The sequence below is a fragment of the Lactobacillus sp. XV31L genome (genome assembly GCF_059900865.1).
In genome coordinates, this window is sequence record NZ_JBWXGC010000002.1 from 63,133 (window position 1) to 83,163 (window position 20,031).

The 20,031-nt window shown below is 45.1% G+C and carries 20 protein-coding genes; 2 read left to right on the forward strand and 18 right to left on the reverse strand.

Annotation, left to right across the window (positions count from 1 at the left end):
• Nucleotides 1-14: 14 nt before the first annotated feature.
• The 8 genes from opp4B to AC2JF7_RS01900 form a co-directional block, all read right to left on the reverse strand.
• Complete coding sequence (opp4B, locus tag AC2JF7_RS01865; RefSeq protein WP_500726508.1) at nucleotides 15-974, reverse strand: oligopeptide ABC transporter permease; 960 nt, start codon at nucleotides 972-974, stop codon at nucleotides 15-17.
• 2 nt (nucleotides 975-976) lie between these two features.
• Nucleotides 977-1,954 carry an ATP-binding cassette domain-containing protein gene (locus AC2JF7_RS01870; RefSeq protein WP_500726510.1) on the reverse strand — a complete coding sequence of 326 codons (978 nt, stop codon included), beginning with the start codon at nucleotides 1,952-1,954 and terminating at the stop codon, nucleotides 977-979.
• 4 nt (nucleotides 1,955-1,958) lie between these two features.
• Entirely contained in the window at nucleotides 1,959-2,969 is a 1,011-nt protein-coding gene (locus AC2JF7_RS01875) for an ABC transporter ATP-binding protein (RefSeq protein ID WP_500726512.1), read from the reverse strand.
• Between the two features lie 120 nt (nucleotides 2,970-3,089).
• A complete protein-coding gene (gene acpP, locus AC2JF7_RS01880; protein ID WP_500726514.1) occupies nucleotides 3,090-3,332 on the reverse strand; it encodes an acyl carrier protein in 243 nt (80 codons plus the stop codon).
• Nucleotides 3,333-3,364: 32 nt separating this feature from the next.
• Nucleotides 3,365-4,363, reverse strand: coding sequence for a phosphate acyltransferase PlsX (plsX, locus tag AC2JF7_RS01885; protein ID WP_500726516.1), 999 nt, complete (start codon nucleotides 4,361-4,363; stop codon nucleotides 3,365-3,367).
• 18 nt (nucleotides 4,364-4,381) lie between these two features.
• Nucleotides 4,382-6,418 carry an ATP-dependent DNA helicase RecG gene (recG, locus tag AC2JF7_RS01890; RefSeq protein ID WP_500726518.1) on the reverse strand — a complete coding sequence of 679 codons (2,037 nt, stop codon included), beginning with the start codon at nucleotides 6,416-6,418 and terminating at the stop codon, nucleotides 4,382-4,384.
• A 2-nt stretch (nucleotides 6,419-6,420) separates the two neighbouring features.
• Nucleotides 6,421-8,079: a DAK2 domain-containing protein gene (locus AC2JF7_RS01895; RefSeq protein ID WP_500726520.1), complete on the reverse strand. Its 1,659-nt coding sequence runs from the start codon at nucleotides 8,077-8,079 to the stop codon at nucleotides 6,421-6,423.
• A gap of 21 nt (nucleotides 8,080-8,100) precedes the next feature.
• A complete protein-coding gene (locus AC2JF7_RS01900) occupies nucleotides 8,101-8,463 on the reverse strand; it encodes an Asp23/Gls24 family envelope stress response protein (RefSeq protein WP_500726522.1) in 363 nt (120 codons plus the stop codon).
• 163 nt (nucleotides 8,464-8,626) lie between these two features.
• Here AC2JF7_RS01900 and rpmB point away from each other — a divergent pair, with 163 nt between their 5' ends.
• On the forward strand, nucleotides 8,627-8,812 hold the full coding sequence (rpmB, locus tag AC2JF7_RS01905) for a 50S ribosomal protein L28 (protein ID WP_500726524.1): 186 nt from the start codon (nucleotides 8,627-8,629) through the stop codon (nucleotides 8,810-8,812).
• A gap of 168 nt (nucleotides 8,813-8,980) precedes the next feature.
• Here the strand turns inward: rpmB and AC2JF7_RS01910 are convergent, their stop codons facing one another.
• Genes AC2JF7_RS01910 through gmk form a run of 10 tightly spaced genes read right to left on the reverse strand, consistent with a single transcriptional unit; the run spans nucleotide 8,981 to nucleotide 19,509 of the window.
• Entirely contained in the window at nucleotides 8,981-9,667 is a 687-nt protein-coding gene (locus tag AC2JF7_RS01910; protein WP_500726527.1) for a thiamine diphosphokinase, read from the reverse strand.
• Nucleotides 9,664-10,314 (reverse strand): ribulose-phosphate 3-epimerase, encoded by a 651-nt coding sequence (rpe, locus tag AC2JF7_RS01915; protein ID WP_500726529.1) that lies wholly within the window; start codon nucleotides 10,312-10,314, stop codon nucleotides 9,664-9,666. Before rpe ends, AC2JF7_RS01910 begins: the two co-directional genes overlap by 4 nt.
• A gap of 8 nt (nucleotides 10,315-10,322) precedes the next feature.
• Nucleotides 10,323-11,216: a ribosome small subunit-dependent GTPase A gene (rsgA, locus tag AC2JF7_RS01920; RefSeq protein ID WP_500726532.1), complete on the reverse strand. Its 894-nt coding sequence runs from the start codon at nucleotides 11,214-11,216 to the stop codon at nucleotides 10,323-10,325.
• Nucleotides 11,213-13,192, reverse strand: a complete 1,980-nt coding sequence (gene pknB / locus AC2JF7_RS01925) for a Stk1 family PASTA domain-containing Ser/Thr kinase (protein WP_500726534.1) — start codon at nucleotides 13,190-13,192, stop codon at nucleotides 11,213-11,215. Before pknB ends, rsgA begins: the two co-directional genes overlap by 4 nt.
• The gene (locus AC2JF7_RS01930; RefSeq protein WP_500726536.1) at nucleotides 13,189-13,938 is read right to left on the reverse strand and encodes a Stp1/IreP family PP2C-type Ser/Thr phosphatase; all 750 of its coding nucleotides are present in this window, start codon (nucleotides 13,936-13,938) and stop codon (nucleotides 13,189-13,191) included. The genes pknB and AC2JF7_RS01930 overlap by 4 nt, the downstream gene beginning before the upstream one ends.
• Before the next feature lie 4 nt (nucleotides 13,939-13,942).
• On the reverse strand, nucleotides 13,943-15,268 hold the full coding sequence (rsmB, locus tag AC2JF7_RS01935; protein ID WP_500726538.1) for a 16S rRNA (cytosine(967)-C(5))-methyltransferase RsmB: 1,326 nt from the start codon (nucleotides 15,266-15,268) through the stop codon (nucleotides 13,943-13,945).
• Nucleotides 15,255-16,199, reverse strand: a complete 945-nt coding sequence (gene fmt / locus AC2JF7_RS01940) for a methionyl-tRNA formyltransferase (protein WP_500726541.1) — start codon at nucleotides 16,197-16,199, stop codon at nucleotides 15,255-15,257. Before fmt ends, rsmB begins: the two co-directional genes overlap by 14 nt.
• Before the next feature lie 13 nt (nucleotides 16,200-16,212).
• A complete protein-coding gene (gene priA, locus AC2JF7_RS01945; protein ID WP_500726543.1) occupies nucleotides 16,213-18,615 on the reverse strand; it encodes a primosomal protein N' in 2,403 nt (800 codons plus the stop codon).
• A gap of 58 nt (nucleotides 18,616-18,673) precedes the next feature.
• Entirely contained in the window at nucleotides 18,674-18,892 is a 219-nt protein-coding gene (gene rpoZ, locus AC2JF7_RS01950; RefSeq protein WP_500726545.1) for a DNA-directed RNA polymerase subunit omega, read from the reverse strand.
• Nucleotides 18,893-18,894: 2 nt separating this feature from the next.
• The gene (gene gmk / locus AC2JF7_RS01955) at nucleotides 18,895-19,509 is read right to left on the reverse strand and encodes a guanylate kinase (RefSeq protein WP_500726547.1); all 615 of its coding nucleotides are present in this window, start codon (nucleotides 19,507-19,509) and stop codon (nucleotides 18,895-18,897) included.
• 209 nt (nucleotides 19,510-19,718) lie between these two features.
• On the opposite strand from gmk, the gene AC2JF7_RS01960 reads away from it, so the two are divergent.
• Nucleotides 19,719-19,994 (forward strand): hypothetical protein, encoded by a 276-nt coding sequence (locus AC2JF7_RS01960; RefSeq protein WP_500726549.1) that lies wholly within the window; start codon nucleotides 19,719-19,721, stop codon nucleotides 19,992-19,994.
• The last annotated feature ends 37 nt before the right edge of the window (nucleotides 19,995-20,031 follow it).

The following is a 20,031-nucleotide window of genomic DNA, read 5'->3' on the forward strand; positions in this document are numbered from 1 at the left end:
TCTTTTCTCCTCCCTTATTTAATCCGGATCCGTGGGTCAATGATACTCATAATGATATCCGATAGCAAGTTGCCCAGCAAGGTCAAGATACCAAAGATTAGAATCAAAGCCGTCAAGGTCGTATAGTCACGTTGACTAATCGAATCAAGGAAGAGCTTGCCCATGCCTGGGTAACTGAAGACCGACTCAATAATCATCGAACCGCTCAAAAGACCAGTAATAACTGTACCGAATGAAGAAGCAATTGGTAACAATGAGTTGCGCAAGATATGCTTTCTGAAGACCACGTTTTCCGGTACGCCCTTACTGTGAGCTGTCCGGACATAGTCCTCGACCTTGTTGTCGACAATTCCTGTCCGCAAGTATTGCACAATGCTAGTAGTGGTTACCAAGGCGCTTAAAGCTGCCGGCAGCAAGATGTGATACAACTGACTGCCAATCGTTCCCCAAAAGCCTGAAGCATTAGGTGAGACCGACCCAGAAATTGGGAACCAGCCTAGAGTAAAACCAAAGAGCCAAATCCCTAAAATGTAAAAGACAAACGCTGGCACCGCAAAGGTAACATAGTTAAAAATCTGCACTGCCTGGTCTTGCCACTCGTCTTGGTGACGACCAGCAGTCACTCCCAGCGGAATTGCCAATGAATAGGAAAAGATTGTGGTCACAAGCGATAACCAGAAGGTGTTGACCGCCCGGTCCGCAATTAGCGAAGTTACTGGAACGTGTTGGATATAACTAGTCCCCAAATCACCCTTAAACAAGTTGCCCAACCAGCGAGCATATTGAACTGGAGCTGGATCATAAAGACCCGCGGCCCGCTTCAAAGCCTCTAACTGCTTAGGATCAGTGTTTGGATTGATTTGCCCACTAAATGGGTCACCTGGCATCATTTTAGCCAAGAAGAAGACCAAGATACTCAAAATGACCAACTGTGGGATCATGATTAATATACGTCTTAAGACTGTTTTCCACATTATTAGTCGCTCCCCTTTTCATTTAACGTTTCTTGTCGCACTTCATCTGCCGGAAGGGCTACCCAATGCTTGCCAGAAACTTGCTGCAAGGGGAAGACGCGACCATCTTTGTCATACCACTTGCTCTGGTCGTTTTGAAATTCTTGTTCAACTTCTTCACGGTGCTTCTTGTGCTCTTCCCTATTTTCAACGTCAACCATTGGAATAGCAGAAAGAAGACGTTTAGTGTAGATATGCATTGGATGCTTGTAGATGTCTTCCCGGCTGCCGATTTCAACTAGGCGGCCACGGTGCATAATTGCCAGGTTCTCGGACATGTGCTTAACCACGCCCAAGTCATGGGAAATAAACAAGTAGGCAATGTCATATTGCTGCTGGATGTGCTTCATGAAGTTCAGCACCTGGGCCTGAACAGACAGGTCAAGGGCACTGGTAGGCTCATCAGCCACGATCAAGCGCGGGTTAGTGGCCACCGCACGGGCAACCCCAATTCTCTGCCGCTGACCACCAGAAAACTCATGGGGAAACTTATAAATTGAATCGCTAGGCATCCCAACGATGTCTAAAAGTTCTTGAACGCGTTCACGTTCCTGGTCGGTAGTCATGTTTTCAAAGTTGCGGATTGGTTCGGCAATGATGTCTTCAATTCTCTTTCGCGGATTCAAGCTTGACATTGAATCCTGAAAGATCATCTGGACATCCTTGTTGTAGTTAAGCTTGCGGCGGTTTGCTGACCTTGTAATATCAACACCCTTGTAGATGATCTCGCCGCTAGTAACCGGCTCAACCCCAACAATTGCTTTACCAGTCGTTGACTTGCCTGAACCAGATTCACCAATCAAGCCGTACGTTTCGCCTTCATTAATAGTGATGCTGACACCGTCAACAGCGCGTACATAATCGGTAATCCGGTTCCAAAACCCTGATCTGATTGGGTAGTGAACTTTCAAATTTTTTACTTGAACAATTTCTTTAGCCATAAAACTACTCCCCACTCGCTTCATTCTGGAAGTGGAACGTCTTCCAGCAGGTACATCTTACCCAGTGGCCTGGGTCAACTTCGTGCATGGTTGGGTTCTCTTCGTGCGCACTAGCAGGAATCCATGGGATTCGTGCTGCAAAGCGATCACCTTCACGAGGCATATTCTGCAAGGACGGAACTGTCCCCTGAATTACGTGCAGGTCATCTTCTTCATCTTCGGTTTGCGGCATCGAATTGAGCAATGAACGGGTATATGGGTGCAGCGGATGTTCAAAAATAGTTTTGACATCAGCCTTTTCTACTATTTGGCCCGCATACATAACCGCAACTTGGTCAGCCGTTTCAGCAACAACACCCAAGTCGTGGGTAATCAAGATAATGCCAGAGTGGGACTGGCGTTGAATGTCTTCCAGCAGGTCCAAAATCTGGGCCTGAATCGTCACATCCAAAGCAGTAGTCGGCTCATCAGCAATAATAACCTCAGGCTTGCAGGCAATCGCCATCGCAATCACGATCCGTTGCCGCAATCCACCAGAAAGCTCAAAGGGGTACATTGCATAAGTTTCTTCAGGTTTAGGCATCCCTACCTGGTTGAACAACTCGATCACGCGTTCATGGCGTTGCTTCTCGTTCATATCCGTATGGTAGTAGAGCGTCTCGGCCACTTGGTCACCAACCCGCATTAACGGGTTGAGGCTGGCAAGGGGATCCTGGAAAATCATTCCAATCTTATTCCCACGGATTTTATCAAACAGGGTTTCATTCAAGCCTACTAGGTTCAACTCATTATACAGAATATCGCCTGTAACTTTCGTATTCTTGTGGTCATACAACCCAATAATACTTGCAGCAATTGTACTCTTACCACAACCAGATTCACCCACAACTGACAAAATCTCGTCACGCTTCAGCGTGATGTTGATATCGTCCGCAGCATCATAAAATTTTCCTTGCAAGCGGTATGCAGTGTGCAAATGCTGGATATCTAGCAAGAGATCACTTTGTCTTTCCAAAGGTCATTTCCCCTCTCAAATCTTGTAGCAATTTATTAAAGATATTTAATAAATTTATTTAATTTCTAATTATAAACATCAAATCGGTCAGATGCAAATTACAAACCGAATATTTAGAAATTATTTTTGGTGGTCTGCAATATAGTCTACAGCATCACCCACCGTCTTGATCTTTTCGGCGTCTTCATCAGCAATCTCGGCGCCAAATTCATCCTCTAGCTGCAGAATAAACTCAACCAGATCAATGGAATCAGCGTCCAAATCATTGGTGAAGTTGGTCTCCTTAGTGATCTTTTCCTTATCAACTTCAAAATTATCCGCCAGGATCGTCTGAATTTTGGTAAAAATTTCTTCCTTAGTCATTATTTTTCTCCTTATTAAAGGTATACACCAAATTACTTAGTCTGACCAAATTCTGCTCTGAACTCATCAATGATCTTCTCTTGCAAAATTTTATCAACCTGCTTGATTGTATAGTAAATTGCGCGCTGGTCAGAGCGTCCGTGTGTCTTAACTACGGGGGCATCAAGTCCAAGCAGCACAGCTCCGCCATACTTTTCGACGTCAAACTTTGACATCAAACCCTTCAGTGCCTTCTTGCTTAGTAAAGCACCAATTTTAACAAAAAGCCCATTATTTAACAAACTATCCTTGAGCAAATGAATCAAGACACTGGCTGTGCCTTCGATATTTTTCAAGACTGCATTCCCGGTGAAACCGTCTGTCACTACCACATCAGCCTTGCCTTCCAGCAATTCATTGCCCTCAATATTGCCAATGAAGTTCAACTTGCTGCTCAAAAGCAACTGGTATGCCTGCTGGTGCAGGTCGTCGCCCTTGTCGCTTTCGGCCCCATTATTGAGCAAGGCAACTCGCGGATTCTTAACACCGCGCACTCGTTCAGCATAGTAGGAGGCCATCTTGGCCCAATTCAGCAGGTATTCTGGCTTGCTCTTAGCATTGGCACCAACATCAATCATGTTGAAGCCATCGTCAGAACTTTTGACTGGTAAGGTAGGCATCAAGCCTGGGCGTTCAATTCCCTTAATCCGCCCAATAATGAAAATGCCACTTGCCAAAATCGCACCCGTATTGCCCAGCGAGAGCAGCGCATCGGCTTGACCCTGCTTGACGTATCTGGCTGCAGCAACAAGCGATGAATCCTTCTTAGACCGAATCGCCTTTACTGGTTCGTCATCGTCGCTAATGACCTCAGAAGTTCCGACAACTTCTACCCGCTCATTATCACTGCCTACTAACTCATCTAATCGCTTTTGGTCACCAAAAAGAATGAATTTAGTTTCATTTAGTTCAGCCTTTGCTTGTAAAACGGCTTGAACGATCGCTTCTGGGGCATGTTCGCCACCCATCGCATCAACTGCAATTGTTCTCATTTCTTCCCACAATCTTTCCTAGGTTCGTTCTTGCTGTAATTGTTTATATTCTATCACTTGTTTTAAATTTTTATGTAATGGATTTTGTATTTCTGGATCTTCTTTGACTAAAGCGCGGGCTACCTTCTGGGCAACTACCATCGTTTCATAATTATTGACGACATTGCCCACTTGAAACTCAGGTAGACCCGACTGGGCCCTGCCAAAGAGGTCGCCTTCGCCACGCATTTTCATGTCCTCTTCGGCCAATTTGAAGCCGTTTGTCGTTGCGGCCACTGCCTGCATCCTTTTTTTGCCAGCCTCGGTCTTGGGATCAGCCAGGAAAACACAATAACTCTGTGTCTTGCCCCTGCCAATCCGACCGCGCAGCTGGTGCAGCTGGCTTATGCCAAAGCGATCAGCATTATAAATGACCATCATGTTGGCATTGGCTACATCAACGCCAACCTCAATCACACTGGTTGCTACCAAGATATTAATCTGCCCGTCTGCAAAAGCTGTCATGATCTCCTCTTTTTTGGCACCTGGCATTTGCCCATGAAGCAGTGCTACTTCTTGGTCAGGAAAGTCATGACTCAGCTTCTTAAAAAGTTCCTCGGCATTTTTCAAATCCAGCGCCTCTGATTCTGTAATCAAAGGCGTGACGGCATATACTTGAAAGCCTTGATTGAGCTGGGCTTTTATCAAAGCATAAACTTCATCCATTTGACTGCTGGTCTTCCAGGCAGAAATGATCTGCTTGCGTCCAGCTGGCAGGTGGCGAATTTCAGAAATGCTCATGTCGCCATAAACAGTCAACGCCAGCGTGCGCGGAATCGGTGTCGCAGTCATCGCCAAAACGTCTGGTGCATTGCCCTTGTTGACCAATGCCTGCCGCTGCCCGACGCCAAAACGGTGCTGTTCATCAATGATTACCAAGCCTAGTTTATGAAAAACCACCTTATCTTGGATGAGGGCGTGGGTCCCAATTACCGCATTGATCGTTCCATCAGTCAATTCCTGGTATATTTCACGACGCTCCAATGTTTTGCTTGTGCCTGTTAAGAGGGCAATTCGCACGCCCAGCGGTCTGAGCAGGTCATCGATCTTTTTAAAGTGCTGCGTAGTCAAAATCTCAGTTGGAACCATTAAAGCCGCTTGAAAGCCAGCAGTAATTGCAGCAAAAATAGCGTAAACCGCCACAATCGTCTTGCCTGATCCAACGTCTCCTTGAAGAAGGCGCTGCATTTGGTGGTTAGAATGCAGGTCAGCAAAAATTTCATTGATCACTTGCTTTTGGTCGACCGAAAGCTCAAAAGGCAAGGACGTGGTCAACTTACCCACTTCTTTTAGGTTGTATTGTTTAGCAAAGCCCTTGTTCTTAGAATTGCTAGTACCCAGCCGGGCCAGTTCCGTTTGAAAAATAAAAAATTCACGGAAAATGGCGCTCCTTTTTGCCAATTCAGCTTCTCGACCATTTTTGGGATGGTGCATCAACTTGACGATTTCTTGCTCCGGCATGAGCCGGTACTTCTGACGCACCTCCATTGGAACAATGTCTTCAACTTCTGGCAAAAATTCTGCTATGGCCAGATCAATCAATTCAACCAGTTTCTTTTGGCGCAGGTGCCGGTTAACTGAATAAATTGGCGCCATGCCACTGTCATTTTCTTTAGCAGCTACGAACTTGAAGGCAGATAAGGACTGCCTAGCCACGTTGAATTTGCCGTAAACTGCAACTTCGCCGCCAATCTCAACCTTGTCCTTGAGCCAGGGCTGGTTAAAAAAATTGACCATGACAACATCATGGTCAATTCGCAATTTAAAACTGAGCCTGCTTTTTTTATAGCCGAAACGACTGACAAATGCTTCTGTAGCAACTACACCCTTTAACATCACCTTTTGACCATCCATGATCTGGTCAAGGGGAATCGTTTGAAGCTCGTCGTAGCGGAAGGGGAAGTAGAATAACAAGTCATAAATGCTATAAATACCTAAATGCCCAAGGGCAGCTGCAGTTTTTGTACCTACGCCCTTTAAGTCAGTTACCGGGGCAAATACCTTGCTCGCATCCATTTTTATTCAACGGAAACCAAGAAGTTGTACACTGGCTGACCACCATCGTGAACTTCAAATTCAAGGTCGTCATGCTTTTCTTCTAAAGCAGCAACAACTTTTTGGGCTTCCCGTTTGTCAGAATCACGGCCAAACATAATAGTAATGATCTCTGAATCTTCATCCAGCATTTTTTCAATCATGTCTACCGTTGCACTAACAGCATCGGGACCCGTCAACTTGATGTCGCCATCAACAATTCCGAGATAGTCATTTTGGTGAATTTCGATTCCATTGATCGATGTATCTCGGTTTGCTTGGGTAACCTCGCCAGAAACCACTTCTTCAAGCGCCTCTGACATATTGTCCACGTTTTCATCCAGTGAATTGTCAGGATCAAAGGACAACATTGCGGTCAGTCCCTGAGAAATAGTCTTGCTAGGAACAATCCCGACTGGGATGTCACTAACTTCAGCTGCTTGCTTAGCGGCCATGATAATGTTGCCATTATTAGGCAAGACAATGGCCTTCTTGGCACCAGACTTCTTGATTGCATCAATAATATCTTGAGTAGAAGGATTCATTGTTTGGCCGCCGGAAATAATGCGGTTGACCCCCTCGCTTTCAAACAGGGTGCGGATACCGTTGCCGGAAGCAACAGCGATCACAGCAAAGTCAACACTTTCCTGGTCTTGGGCACTATTATTAACAATCGTTTCATGCTGAATACGCATGTTGTCAATCTTAATCTTGCCCAGCTGGCCAAATTGGCTGCCATATGCAAAGATTTTGCCAGGATACTCTGTGTGCACGTGAACCTTGGCAATTTCGTCATCAGAAACAGCTAGGAGCGAGTCTCCCAACTTGGACAAGTATGCCCGAAATTCTTCCAGGTCAAACGGCTTTTTATTGGGAACATCAGCAGTCAAATCAACCATGATTTCCGTGCAATATCCGTTGGCAATGTCCTGAGTAGCCAGTTGAGACTGAACAGATTGGTGGTGCATCGCATTGATCATCTCATCCATTTCACCCTCATCTGGTTGGTATTGGTCAGCAAAATTTTCGCCGAGCAAGCCTTCCAAAAAGCCTTCATAGATAAAGAGCAGGCCCTGTCCACCAGAATCAACCACGCCAACCTGCTTTAACACGGGCAAGAGGTCAGGCGTTGTCTTCAAAGCCGCCTTGGCGCCTTCAACGATTGCCTTCATTACCTCTTCGACATCATCAGTTTCGCTTGCCTTATTGGCACCCGCCTGGGCAGCTAAGCGAGCTACTGTCAAGATCGTCCCCTCTACAGGCTTCATTACAGCCTTGTAGGCCGTTGCAACCCCATTTGAGAAGGCATTAGCCAGTTCTTGGGCGTTGAGCGTCTCCATGTCCACTGTGGCCTTATAGACACCTCTAAACAACTGTGAAGAAATAACTCCACTGTTGCCGCGGGCACCCATCAGCATTCCTTTAGCAAAACTCTTGGTCAGATCGCCAACGTTTGAACTGGTATTTTCAGCAACTGCCTTAACCCCACTTTCAATGGTCAAGTTCATGTTAGTCCCAGTATCGCCATCAGGAACGGGGAAAACGTTCAAAGAGTTGATAAATTCGGCGTTACGGCCCAGTCGGTGCGCGGCTACGCGAACCATATCCCTAAATTTTTTACTATCTATTTCCTTTAAAACCAAAATTATTAACCTCCGCTTGAGTTATTCGTCAAGCACTTTAACACTTTGAACGATGACATTAACAGCTTTTGTATCTATTCCAAGCTGGTTCTTCAAGTTAAACTTAACGCTCTCTTGAACGTTGCGGCTTACTTCAGATATCTTTAAACCATAGCCGACAATGATGTAAACATCAACCGTGATTTCATTATCTTCTGACTTAACGACAACGCCGCGCTTATAATTGGCCCGGTTCAAGATGCCGTCAAAGCCATCACGAATGGCATTTTTAGATGCCATTCCAACAACACCGTAATTTGATGTAGCTGCACAACCAACGACAATTGCAACAACACCGTTTGAAATATCAATCAAACCATCTTTAGTTTTGATTTTAACAGCCATGTTTGTCCTCCGTATCATGTTCTCAATATTATGAATCTATTTTATCATAGTAAGCAAGTATAAATACAATATTCCCCTTCAAAAATACTTTTGTGGTTGCATTGCCGAAAAAGATATGCTATCGTAACTGAGTATGAAAACACAAATAAAGGAGGTTTAGCAAATGGCAAAAGATTATATCACTGGTAAAAAGACCACTTTTGGTAACTCTCGTTCGCACTCACTGAATTCATCACGTCGGACCTGGAAGCCAAACCTTCAAAAAGTTCGTATTCTTGTTGATGGTAAACCAAAGCGTGTATGGGTTTCAACCAAGACTTTGAAGTCTGGTAAAGTTACCCGCGCATAATAACGATAAGAAGCCAGCGATTTAGGTCGCTGGTTTTTTTGTTTGCCATCGGATTCTATTGCCCTTACTTTTTTCTTTCACCAATACAAACAGTTGGTCATTATATTAACAAAAAAATCTTAGTGAAAAAAATATACTAGCTAACTTGCTTTTCACTAAGATTAAAATTTAAATATTTTGGTAGCGATCGATATCTTTAGATTGAATAACCGCCACAACGCCCTTGGCAAATGACAATTCAAATGTGTCTTGTCCGGGCAAAAATTCATTAGAACTTAAAGATAAGGCAAACGTGCCTTGGTAATGCGCCAAGTTGTACTTGGCCTGGTTAATATTTAAATCGCTAACAGCAGTTAGCGGCGCAACGCCAAAGTATGTGCAGCCTATCTGCCGTTTAACTGAATGCTGGCCTGGATTATAAAAACTAACCCAATTCTGGCGGTCGATCAGCTTTATCCTTTCTGCATATGCATTAAATTCAGGCTTGTTCACCATCAAAAGATTGGTTAAGAAGTGGTCGAGGCGGCCGCCTGTTGCTCCTAGCATGGTCAATTCATCAACTTGGTAGTCCAAAAAAGCATACTTCACTGCTAGTTCTGTGTCCGTATAATCTTTTTCCGGAACTGAATAACGAATGTCAGCCACTTCTTGTTCAATTCGATCTAATTCGCTTGCCTGCAAGGAGTCAAAGTCGCCTACGGCTATGTCTGGTACCAAGCCCAATTCATCAAGGAGGAGACTTCCCCGGTCTACGCCGATTAGCAAGTTTCCTGCCGCTTGCCAAGTTGCCAAAGTTTTCTTCATTTCTTCAGGCCACTGGCCTTGGGGGCCGCCCAGCAATGCTAGTGCCCTCATTGCAAAATCTCCTTTAATTCTTCAACTTGCGCTTGCACGCTGTCTTGGCAAAAAAGATAAGAGCCTGCTACAAAGATGCTGGCCCCAGCATCTCTGGCTTGCTTGGCAGTTTGGGCGTTAATGCCGCCATCGACTTCAATCGGAACCTTTCCTGCTAGTAAGTCTTTAGCTTGATTAATTCTGGCATCAGATTCAGGAATATACTTTTGCCCGCCAAAGCCAGGATATACCATCATTAGCAATACCTGGTCCAGCTTGTCCGCATACTTAGACAGGACAGACACTGGCGTATCAGGATTAAGTACTAAACCAGCCTTAACACCGTGTTCTTTTAAGTAGTCCAGCCACTTATTCAATTCACTTGCAGACATTGCTTCATAATGCAGAAGCATAATGTCTGCTCCGGCCTTTACAAAGGCGGGTACCAAGATATCTGGTTGATTGCTCATCAGGTGAACTTCTGCATCCAGTTTGGGAAATTCTTGCTTGAAGTCATTAACTAGCTGAGGTCCAAAAGACAAGTTGGGGACAAAGTGCCCGTCCATAATGTCGATGTGAAATCTTTTAATTCCAGCATTAGCTGCTGTTTTAATATCCTTTGCCAAGTCTAAATTATTAATGTTTAAAATTGATGGTGCAATTAACATAGTCTTCCTCACTTTAAGTATTCTGGCAACTTGCTATTCGTTATTTCTGCCCGCATCAAAAGGTAGTCATCATAGCGGCTTTGCTTGATCTTGCCCTCCTCCACTAGACGCTTAACCTCACACTTGGGTTCTTGCAGGTGCTGACAAGTGCGGAACTTGCACTGACTGCTCGCCCTTTTGAATTCGCTAAAGTAGTTGCACAGTTGATTAACCTTAATAGGTGACAGGTCAATCGCAGAAAAGCCAGGCGTGTCAGCTAAAAACCCCTGACCCAAGGAAAAGAGTTGGACGGTTCTAGTTGTGTGCTTGCCCCGGTTCAAGCTAGCGGAAATGGCCGCCGTTTCTTGTTTTAAGTCCTTTTTGAGGTGGTTGATCAAAGTTGACTTGCCCGCTCCCGACTGGCCGGCTAGTGTCCAAATCTGCTCAGGCCCAATAGTGAGAGGCAGTCTCTTTTCCAATTCATCCCAATCATCAAAGGTAGGGTAGCCAATCTCGGCATAATAGCCAAGGTTAGCCTTAATGGCCTCCAATTTGTCTTGATCAGCCAAGTCACTCTTGGACAAGTAAATGCTGACGTCTACTCCCTTCCAAGAAAAGAAGGTTAGATAGCGGTCTAGCAATTGTAGTGAAAAGTCTGGCTCAACCGCTGACATGACTAGCAATACCTGGGCTACATTGGCTAGTGCTGGCCGACCAATCAAATTAGTTCGCTTTAGGACCTCGACCAGGTAATTTGTGCCCTGCTCGTTCAATTGGACCTTAACCCGATCACCAACTGTGGGCTTCAAGTTGTTTTTCCGAAAAACGCCTCGGGCCCTGGTTCGCACAACTCCTTGGTCCGTTTGCACATCATAAAAGCCGGCAATAAGACCTACAACAATTCCTTCTGCTTGCCTAATCATTTATTTACTCTTTCATTCAAAATCGTTTGACCATCACGGACCACGCGTAAAGCGCCAGGGCCCTTCTTTAATTGGAAGGGGATAGAAAAGCTGGTGTCTCGCTTAATATAAAGGTCACGATAAACATTATTCTTGGAATGGTTGTCGTCATCAACATAGATTTGGACGTGGTTGCCCTGCCTGTCACCAGCATCCCCCTCATTGCTGCCCTCATGGGTAACAGTGAATGTTCTAATGGCAGTAGAGTCGTTTTCTTCTTTAGGTCCTTCTGAAACACTGACGGTAATCGTACTGCCTCGCGGTACTTTGGTGCCAGCGTCTGGACTCATTGAAATAATCATGCCCTTCTTCACCGAGTCAGAATATGACGAACTTACCTGAAGAGTCAGACCATGCTTTTGTGCATACTTCTTGGCCTCTTTAAGCGAGTATTTTTCAAGGTTAGGTAACTTTACCAGATTGTGCTTAACGTGCTCGTTGCGCCCTTTTGACACGCTCAGCGTGATCGTCGTTTGAGTTGGTTTGACTTCTACACCAGGTGCAATACTTTGAGAAATAATGTGGTCAGGTGGGACATCATCCGCAAATTGATTCTCCCGAATGACATCAAAGCCAACCTTCTCCAGCTTTTCAACAGCTGTCCGGTAGTCATCTCCCGTTACGTCCGGAACCTGAACCATGCCTGCTCCGTCGGATATATATAAGTCAACAAAGCGGCCCCGTTTTATTTGTTCTCCAGCTGGTGGTGAGGTTTCTATCACCCTGCCCGAATCAATACTGTCAGAACTTTTATGCTTGACGCGACCAACTTTTAAGCCCATCTTTTCTAGCCTGGCCCGGGCACTCTGTTCGCTCAGGTTAGTTACGTCTGGTATCCTTACTTCACCATTATTGTGGTCAGATAAAACATAAAACATTAAGCCAACTACAGCAATAGCTGCCACACCAACAAACAGCCACCACCACTTGTACTTGCGCAAGTTTTGCATAAAGGCAACCTTGTTACTTTTTTGTGGCTTTTCTTCTTGCTGGTCATCGGCATCACGCTGACTACTGTCTTCGGCTTCATGATTAGACTTAAAATTGGGCAAGATAATTGTTTCATCATTGTTAAGACCTGAATCTGCTATAAAAGCGGGTTCACTGGCACGAGCTGGATCCAGACTTGTGTCTAAGTCAGCCTGCATCTCACTGGTTGAATTATAGCGGTCCCGCGGATTCTTTGCAGTAGCCCTTAAAACCACGTTTTCAAGCGCTTGGGGGACCTTTGCATCCTTTTTTCTAATTGAAGGAATGGGCTCTTGTGCATGTTTAAGTGCAATTGCAACGGCAGAATCACCATTAAAAGGAACAGAGCCAGTTATCAGTTCATAAAGAATTATTCCCAAGGAATAAACATCGGACTGCTTGGTAACCAGTCCTCCCCGGGTCTGTTCAGGGGACATGTAGTGAACAGACCCCACCGCTGAGTTAGTCTGGGTAATTGAATTTTGATTCAAGGCAACAGCAATGCCAAAATCTGCAATTTTTATATTGCCCTTTTTATCCATCAATATGTTCTGTGGCTTGAGGTCGCGGTGAATCACATTGTGCTTATGAGCTAAAGTCATTGCACTCAAAATTTGGTCCATAATGCGCAACACAGTGTGCAGGTCAAGTGGAGCATTCTGCCGGATATAGTCCTTTAAATCAGGACCATCAACATATTCCATGACCATATAGGGAACGCCATGATCCGTGTCCACATCCAAGACCATAACAATATTGGGGTGACTCAATTCACTTGTAGCCAGTGCTTCACGCTGAAAGCGTGCCAGAGTTTGCGGCTCCTTTTGCAGGTCAAGGCGCAAGATTTTAACTGCCACCTTACGCTGCAAAATGATGTCATCAGCCAGATAGACATTAGACATTCCGCCTTCACCCAAGGTGTCAATTATGCGGTAGCGGTCACCGAGTAAGTATCCTTTGGTGATCACTGGTCTTCACCGCCTTCATTCAATACCAAGCAAACAGTAATATTATCGCCACCGCCTAAACGGTTGGCTTCATTAATCAGCTTGTGACACCGGTCCTTAAGTGTCAAGTCCCTTGTTGCCAATATTTGTTGGATCTGAGGATCAGTGAGGGAATTGGTCAAGCCATCCGTACACAGCAAAATAATATCATTATCAGACAGGTCAATTTGGCGGTATTCTGGATTGATCGTGCTGGACACGCCCAATGACTGCGTAATGATATTCTTTTGCGGGTGATTCTGCGCCTGCTGTTTGGTAATTTGACCCATTTTTACTAGTTCATTCACTAGCGAATGGTCCTCTACTAATTGGTTAAATTTGCCATCCTTGTAACCATAAGCCCGCGAGTCACCTAGATGGGCAATAAGCGCCTCGTCTGCAAAAACAATGGCCAATACGATTGTCGTGCCCATCCCGTTAAGGTCAGGAAAACGGTCAGCTGTCTTCAAAATGGTTTCATTTTCTGCGCTTAATTGCACATCGAGCCATTGCCGCGCGCTTGTACAATCATGAATGTCAGTCAGACTGAAGCTGTGTCCCAAGTGGTTGACTGCCATCGCCGAAGCGACGTCACCGCCTTGGTGACCGCCCATGCCATCGCAGACAACTGCCATTGTTGCACCACTTTTATTATTAAAAACCTGGACAAAATCTTGATTGCTCTTTCGTATTCGTCCAATGCTTGAAGCAAATGCTGTTTTGATCAAAACTTTAACCTCGCATTACAAACTTGGCAATGAAAAAGCCATCACTGCCATAACTATCCGGCAAAATCTTAAGGGTCCCGTCGGTTGCTGAAACCTTCCCAGCTGTGAATGGTTTTAGCCTAAATTGAGGATTTTCCTTCAAAAAGGCCTCAACCACATCTTCGTTTTCTTCACTAGAAATCGTACATGTGGAGTATACTAACTCGCCATCTTCAGCCAAGAGTGGCGCCACATTCTGCAAGATTGCCAACTGGATTTGAGCTAGGTTAGTCAGGTCAGCAAGACTCTTGTTATAGCGAATCTCGGGTTTGCGACGCAAGAGTCCCAAGCCCGAGCATGGTGCATCTACTAAAATTTTAGCAAATTGTCTGGACTTAAACGCTGTCGGAGCATTGCGGGCATCTAGTGCCTTAGTGCTTACCCGGTCACTAACATGCATACGTTCACAATTCTGCTTAACTAGGCGCAGCTTGTTTTCGTGGATGTCTAGCGCCGTCACGTGGCCGTTGGGTAGATTTTCTGCCAATTGAACCGTCTTGCCACCAGGTGCACTGCATGCATCAAGGACTTCTTCGTTCCCAGCAAAGTCAAAGGCACTTACTGCCAAACTAGCAGCTTCATCTTGGATTGTCAATTCACCATTTTTGAACTGGGCAGTTTCACTGATACCGCCGCGGCTTAAAACTAGTTCTTGACTGCTGAGTTCCGATTCTTGTGGATCAAAGCCTAGGTCAGTCAATTCAGCACGCACATTGGCAGCATTAGCACCTTGCGCAATGCGGACTGTATTCTTAGCTGCTTCATTGATACTGGTTAAAATAGCAGCACTGCGCTCTTCTCCCCAATGGTCAAGCAGGTACTGAACAAGCCACTTGGGAACGCTTGATTGAACACTGAGGTAGTTAACTTGGTCACTGGCATCAGGCAAGATGGGCCCACGTCTGATTAGGGCGCGCAATACGCCATTGGCAATCTTGAAGCCTGCAGAATGGTTTTTACCATACTGCTTGGCTAGGACATTAGCCTCATTCACCACTGCTCGGTTGGGTACCTTGTCCATAAAAACAACCTGATAGGCCGACATAAGCAGCAGGGGGAGCAAATAATCCTCCTTGAGCTTGGTCTTAACTAAGTCATGCAGCTGAAATTCAAGGTAAATTTTGTATTGGATCGTGCCATAGACTAGACGGGTCGCAAAGTTGCGATCAATTGGCGATAAAGCAGCATTGCGCAGACTGTTATTCAAACTAATATTAGAGTATGATCCAGCCCGCAAAACGCGAATCAGGGTTTCCAATGCAACGGCGCGTGCGCTTTTATTCTTCAACAATTTTTTCTCCTACATTGAACTTGCTGCCCTGGCCATTAAGAAAGTTCTTAACTGTCATTGCTTTTTTACCGGCAGGCTGTACCTCTACCAGGTCTAGTACCGTTCCTTGAGCAAAACTGATTGCAAAGCGACCTTCGTTTGCTACCAGGTAGCCAGCTGGCAGGTCAGTCTTTTCAGCACTCACCTTTGCACGCCAGACTTTGAGTCGTTTTTGACCGACAATCAGGTATGCGCCCGGGTCAGGGTTAAGGCCCCGAATTAAGTTATTGGTCTCAGCTGCAGTCAGTGCAAGCTTAACTTGTTCTTGATCCTTGCTGATATTAGGCGAAAAAACAACCTTGGAGGCATCTTGCGGTGTTTTAGCAGTTGGATCAGTAATGATCTGGGGGAGCGTGGCCAGCAACAAGTCCCGGCCAACTATTGCCAGTTTAGCAAAAATGCTGCCCGCAGTATCATCATCTGCGATCTTGATTGCTTTTTGAGCATAAATGTCGCCTGCATCCATCTCCTTGACCATCTCCATAATGGTCACGCCCGTTTCTTGGTCACCGTTAATCAGTGCATGCTGGATTGGAGCACCCCCACGGTACTTTGGCAGCAGAGACCCATGGACGTTTACTGCTGCAATCTTAACTGACTGCAAGAACTTGGTAGGCAAGAACTGCCCATACGCTGCTGTGACAATTAAGTCAGCGTGCAGTGCAATTAGGTCAGCAAGTTCAGGTGAGCGCGGCAGCTTGACTGGTTGAACAACTGGCAAATGCAGCTCTTCAGCAGCAATCTTAACCGCAGTTTTTGCAACTTCTTGCTTGCGGCCCACCTTCTTGTCTGGCTGTGTAACTACTGCATTAATATCATAATTATTTGCGACTAAGGCTTGCAAGATTGGCACGCCAAAGTTTGGTGTGCCCATAAAAATAACTGATGTCATTGGATTATCCCCTTTACATAATGCGCTCAGGTTCGTTATCGATGTAGACATTTAATCCATACTTTTTAACTTCCTGCGCAGAATTTTGAATTTGGTGCAATAAATTATTTAAGTTGTCTTCTTTTTTATATTTTACCAGTATTTGATAATAATATTGCTTTTTTAAGCGGGAAATTGCACTTGGCGTTGGACCCAAAATAATAGTCGCCTGGTGCAAGTGCTGCTGCAGCTGCCTTTTGATTTTGAAGGCCTCTCGCGCCGCATTTTGTTCCTTCTTGGAAGCCACTGAAATGAGGGCGGTGTAAAAGTAAGGCGGATAATTGCCAGCATGGCGAACTTTCATTTCATAAGAATAAAAGCGCTCATAATCCTGGGTCTGGGCAAACTTAATTGCATAGTGGTCCGGGTTAAAGGTCTGGATGATTACCTCACCCGTCTTGCTTGAGCGACCGGCCCGACCAGCAACCTGCGTCAGCAGTTCAAAGGTGCGTTCTGAGGCATTATAGTCAGGCAGCCATAGTCCTGTGTCAGCATTAATGACGCCTACTAGGGTCACGTTAGGAAAGTCTAGCCCCTTAGCAATCATCTGCGTTCCTAGCAAAATATCAGCTTCATGCTTGCCAAATGCATCCAAGATTTTTTTAAAAGCACCCTTGCGCCTGGTGGTGTCAACATCCATCCGAAGAATGCGTGCTTGGGGAAATAGTTCGCTTAATTCTTCCATGACTTTTTGCGTTCCCGTTCCCAAAAAACGAATCTTACTGCTCTGGCACTGAGGACAGGCTTGGGGAACAGCAGTGCTATAGCCGCAGTAGTGACACTGCATTTGTCCAGTATCCTTGTGCATCGTCAAGGAAAGGTCACAGTTGGGACACTGCATTACGTAGCCACACTCGCGACACAACATGAAGTTGGCAAAGCCACGCCGGTTGAGCATCAAGATTACTTGTTCTTTATGCAGCAGCCGAGACTTAATTGCATCATCCAGTTTAACAGACAAGTCAAACTGGCTGCCTTCAAAGTTGGCCTTTTTCAAGTCAATCAAATTTACTTGCGGCAAGTCCTGCTGGTTGGCCCGCTTGGTCAATTTCAGCAACTGGTAGACTCCCTTTTGGGCCCGTGCCCGACTAGCTAAAGAAGGGGTGGCACTGCCTAGAATTAATGGACAGGAGTTGTACTTGCTGCGCCAAATGGCAACATCGCGGGCGTGGTAGCGGGGATTATCTTCCTGCTTGTAAGAAGACTCATGTTCTTCGTCAATCACTATCAAGCCAATGTTAGTCAAGGGAGCAAAAACTGCACTACGAGCACCAACTACCACATGAACTTCTCCGCGACGGATGCGCCGCCACTCGTCATAGAGTTCGCCTTCTGATAATCCACTATGCAAGACGGCAACTTGCTCGCCAAAGCGCCCCTTGACCTGATCTACCATCTGCGGTGTTAGCGAAATTTCTGGAACTAACATCAATGCGTTTTTTCCAGCTGCTTGTACTTGACTAATCGCGTGCAGGTATACTTCAGTCTTGCCACTACCTGTTATTCCTTCAAGCAAAAAGGTCTGCGCTTTCTTATTTTTGATAGCTGGAATAAGTTGGTCTAAAGCCGCGGACTGCTCGGTATTCAACTTCTTTTCTTGCTGTTGATGATCCTGCTTATTGTAAGCAGCAAGTGGATCACGGTAAACTTCAGCTGCTGCTTTTGCAAGCCAACCCTTCTTGACTGCTGCAGTCAAAGCAGCAGTTTGCACCCCAGACTCTTGCTCGATCTTGGTCTGCATTTGTGGAAATGCTTCAAAGTTGTCAATAATATACATTACTAGCTGCTTTTGTTTAACCGCATTAGCCCTAAGCGCCTCATAGGTTTTCAGGTACTCCTCTTTCGTCATCGTCAAGGAATAACAGTTTTGCGTCTTAATTCGAGCCCGATTTTCAACAATGTATTCAATCTTAGCCTCCTGCTTGCGCAGCAAGTGGTGAATGAAGGCAATTTCTTTACTATCCGTAACCTGACTTAAATCAACAGGCTCACCTTGGAAATAAGACATTTGTCTAGCTTGCTCTGTCAATGGCGTCAAGATCTTGCGGTAATTTGCCCGCATCACCCGGGGCAACATTGCCTTAAGAATTGATATCCGATAAGAATATACTCGGTGGGCCAGAGCCTTAGACAATTCCACTAATTCAAGCGTAAGTGGGGGCTGTTCGTCAACAACTAGCAATAAATCGCGCAATTTGCCCTGAAAGTTGCTGGTTTTGCTTATGCCTACAACAAAGCCCTGCAATTTACGGGTGCCAAAAGGGACAAATACCCGCGAGCCCACCTCTACGTCACCTGCAAGTTCAGTCGGAATACGATATTCAAAAATGCGGTCTGTTTGCTTGGATGCAATATCAACAATAATTTGCGCAATCATTTAATCACCCTTTAAAAAATGACCTCCATCTCTTTTGCGATGGGGGTCATAATTACAACTATTGATTAACTTCGCGGTGCTTAGGATCAACCGTAACCTTGCCAGCCTCAATTTCCTCAAGGGCCTTTCCCACTGGTTTTAGTGATTGATATTCTTTGAGCGCTTCCGGCTCACCAGCTTCTAACTCATGTGCCCGCTTAGCTGCTAGCACTGAAAGCGAATAGCGCGAATCTACACGAGCCAATAACTTGTCAATTGATGGATATGTTACTCTCATCTTTAGTCCTCCCTGACCATTTTTCGATAGGTATCAATAACACGCCTTACACTCACATGCTCAGCATTAACAATTGCTTTAATATGGTTAACCGCATTAGCAACTGTATCGTTAATGACGGCATAGTCATAATCTTGCATAACTAAAATTTCTTTGCGGGCTTGCTGAATCCGCCCCATTATTACATCTTCTGGTTCTGTGCCTCGATTTTCTAAGCGCAGGTGCAGTGTATGCAGGTCAGGTGGCGTTAAAAAGATAAAAACGCCATCTGGCATCTTTTCTCGCACTTTGCGTGCTCCATTGACATCAATTTCCAGCAAGACATCCTTGCCTGCAGCCAGCATCTTCTTTACTGGTTCAAGCGGCGTACCATAATAGTGGTCAACATACTGGTTATATTCTAGCAGTCTCTCCTGTTCAATAGCTTCTTTAAATTGTTCTTCGCTGACAAAATAATAGTCCTGCCCGTCAACTTCGCCCGGCCTGGGCTTCCTCGTTGTCATTGAGACCGAATACTCAAACGGGAAAACTTTATTTTCAACAATTGCACTTTTCACGGTTCCTTTTCCAACTCCAGAAGGACCCGAAAGGACAAGTAACAACCCTTTTTCTACCATGCCATACTCCCCTATCAAAAGCTATTATATCTAGTTTGCACTAAAAGGAAAATATTTTCAAGTTGGGCGACTAATAAATTGATCTGCCAGCATATTTAGAATAAAAACGGATGCAAATAAAATTAACTCAAAAAGCTTGTTTTTCTGAACAGATGTTCTATAATAGATTCTATCAAACAAATGTTCGGGCTACATGAGGGGGTAATTTGATGAAAAATTCACTTAAAAAGGTCTATCATTATTTATTCGAATACGACGAAGATAAATTAAGCATCTACAACCAATATTACAGTGAAATTCTTCTAGCACTTGACCAGGCCCTTCTTCATCGGGCATACGTTCTGCTTTCATACCAAGATGGCACTAGCGAGATCGGACAAATAACGCAGCGCGTATCAGCAGGCCGCTTTGTCTTTCGGTCCAGTAACCAAAGATTGATTCGGATAATTGATATCGACAATATCTTTCGCGTTGACCTAGCATAAGCTAAAGGATAATATTGATAACTAAATAAGGGTACAG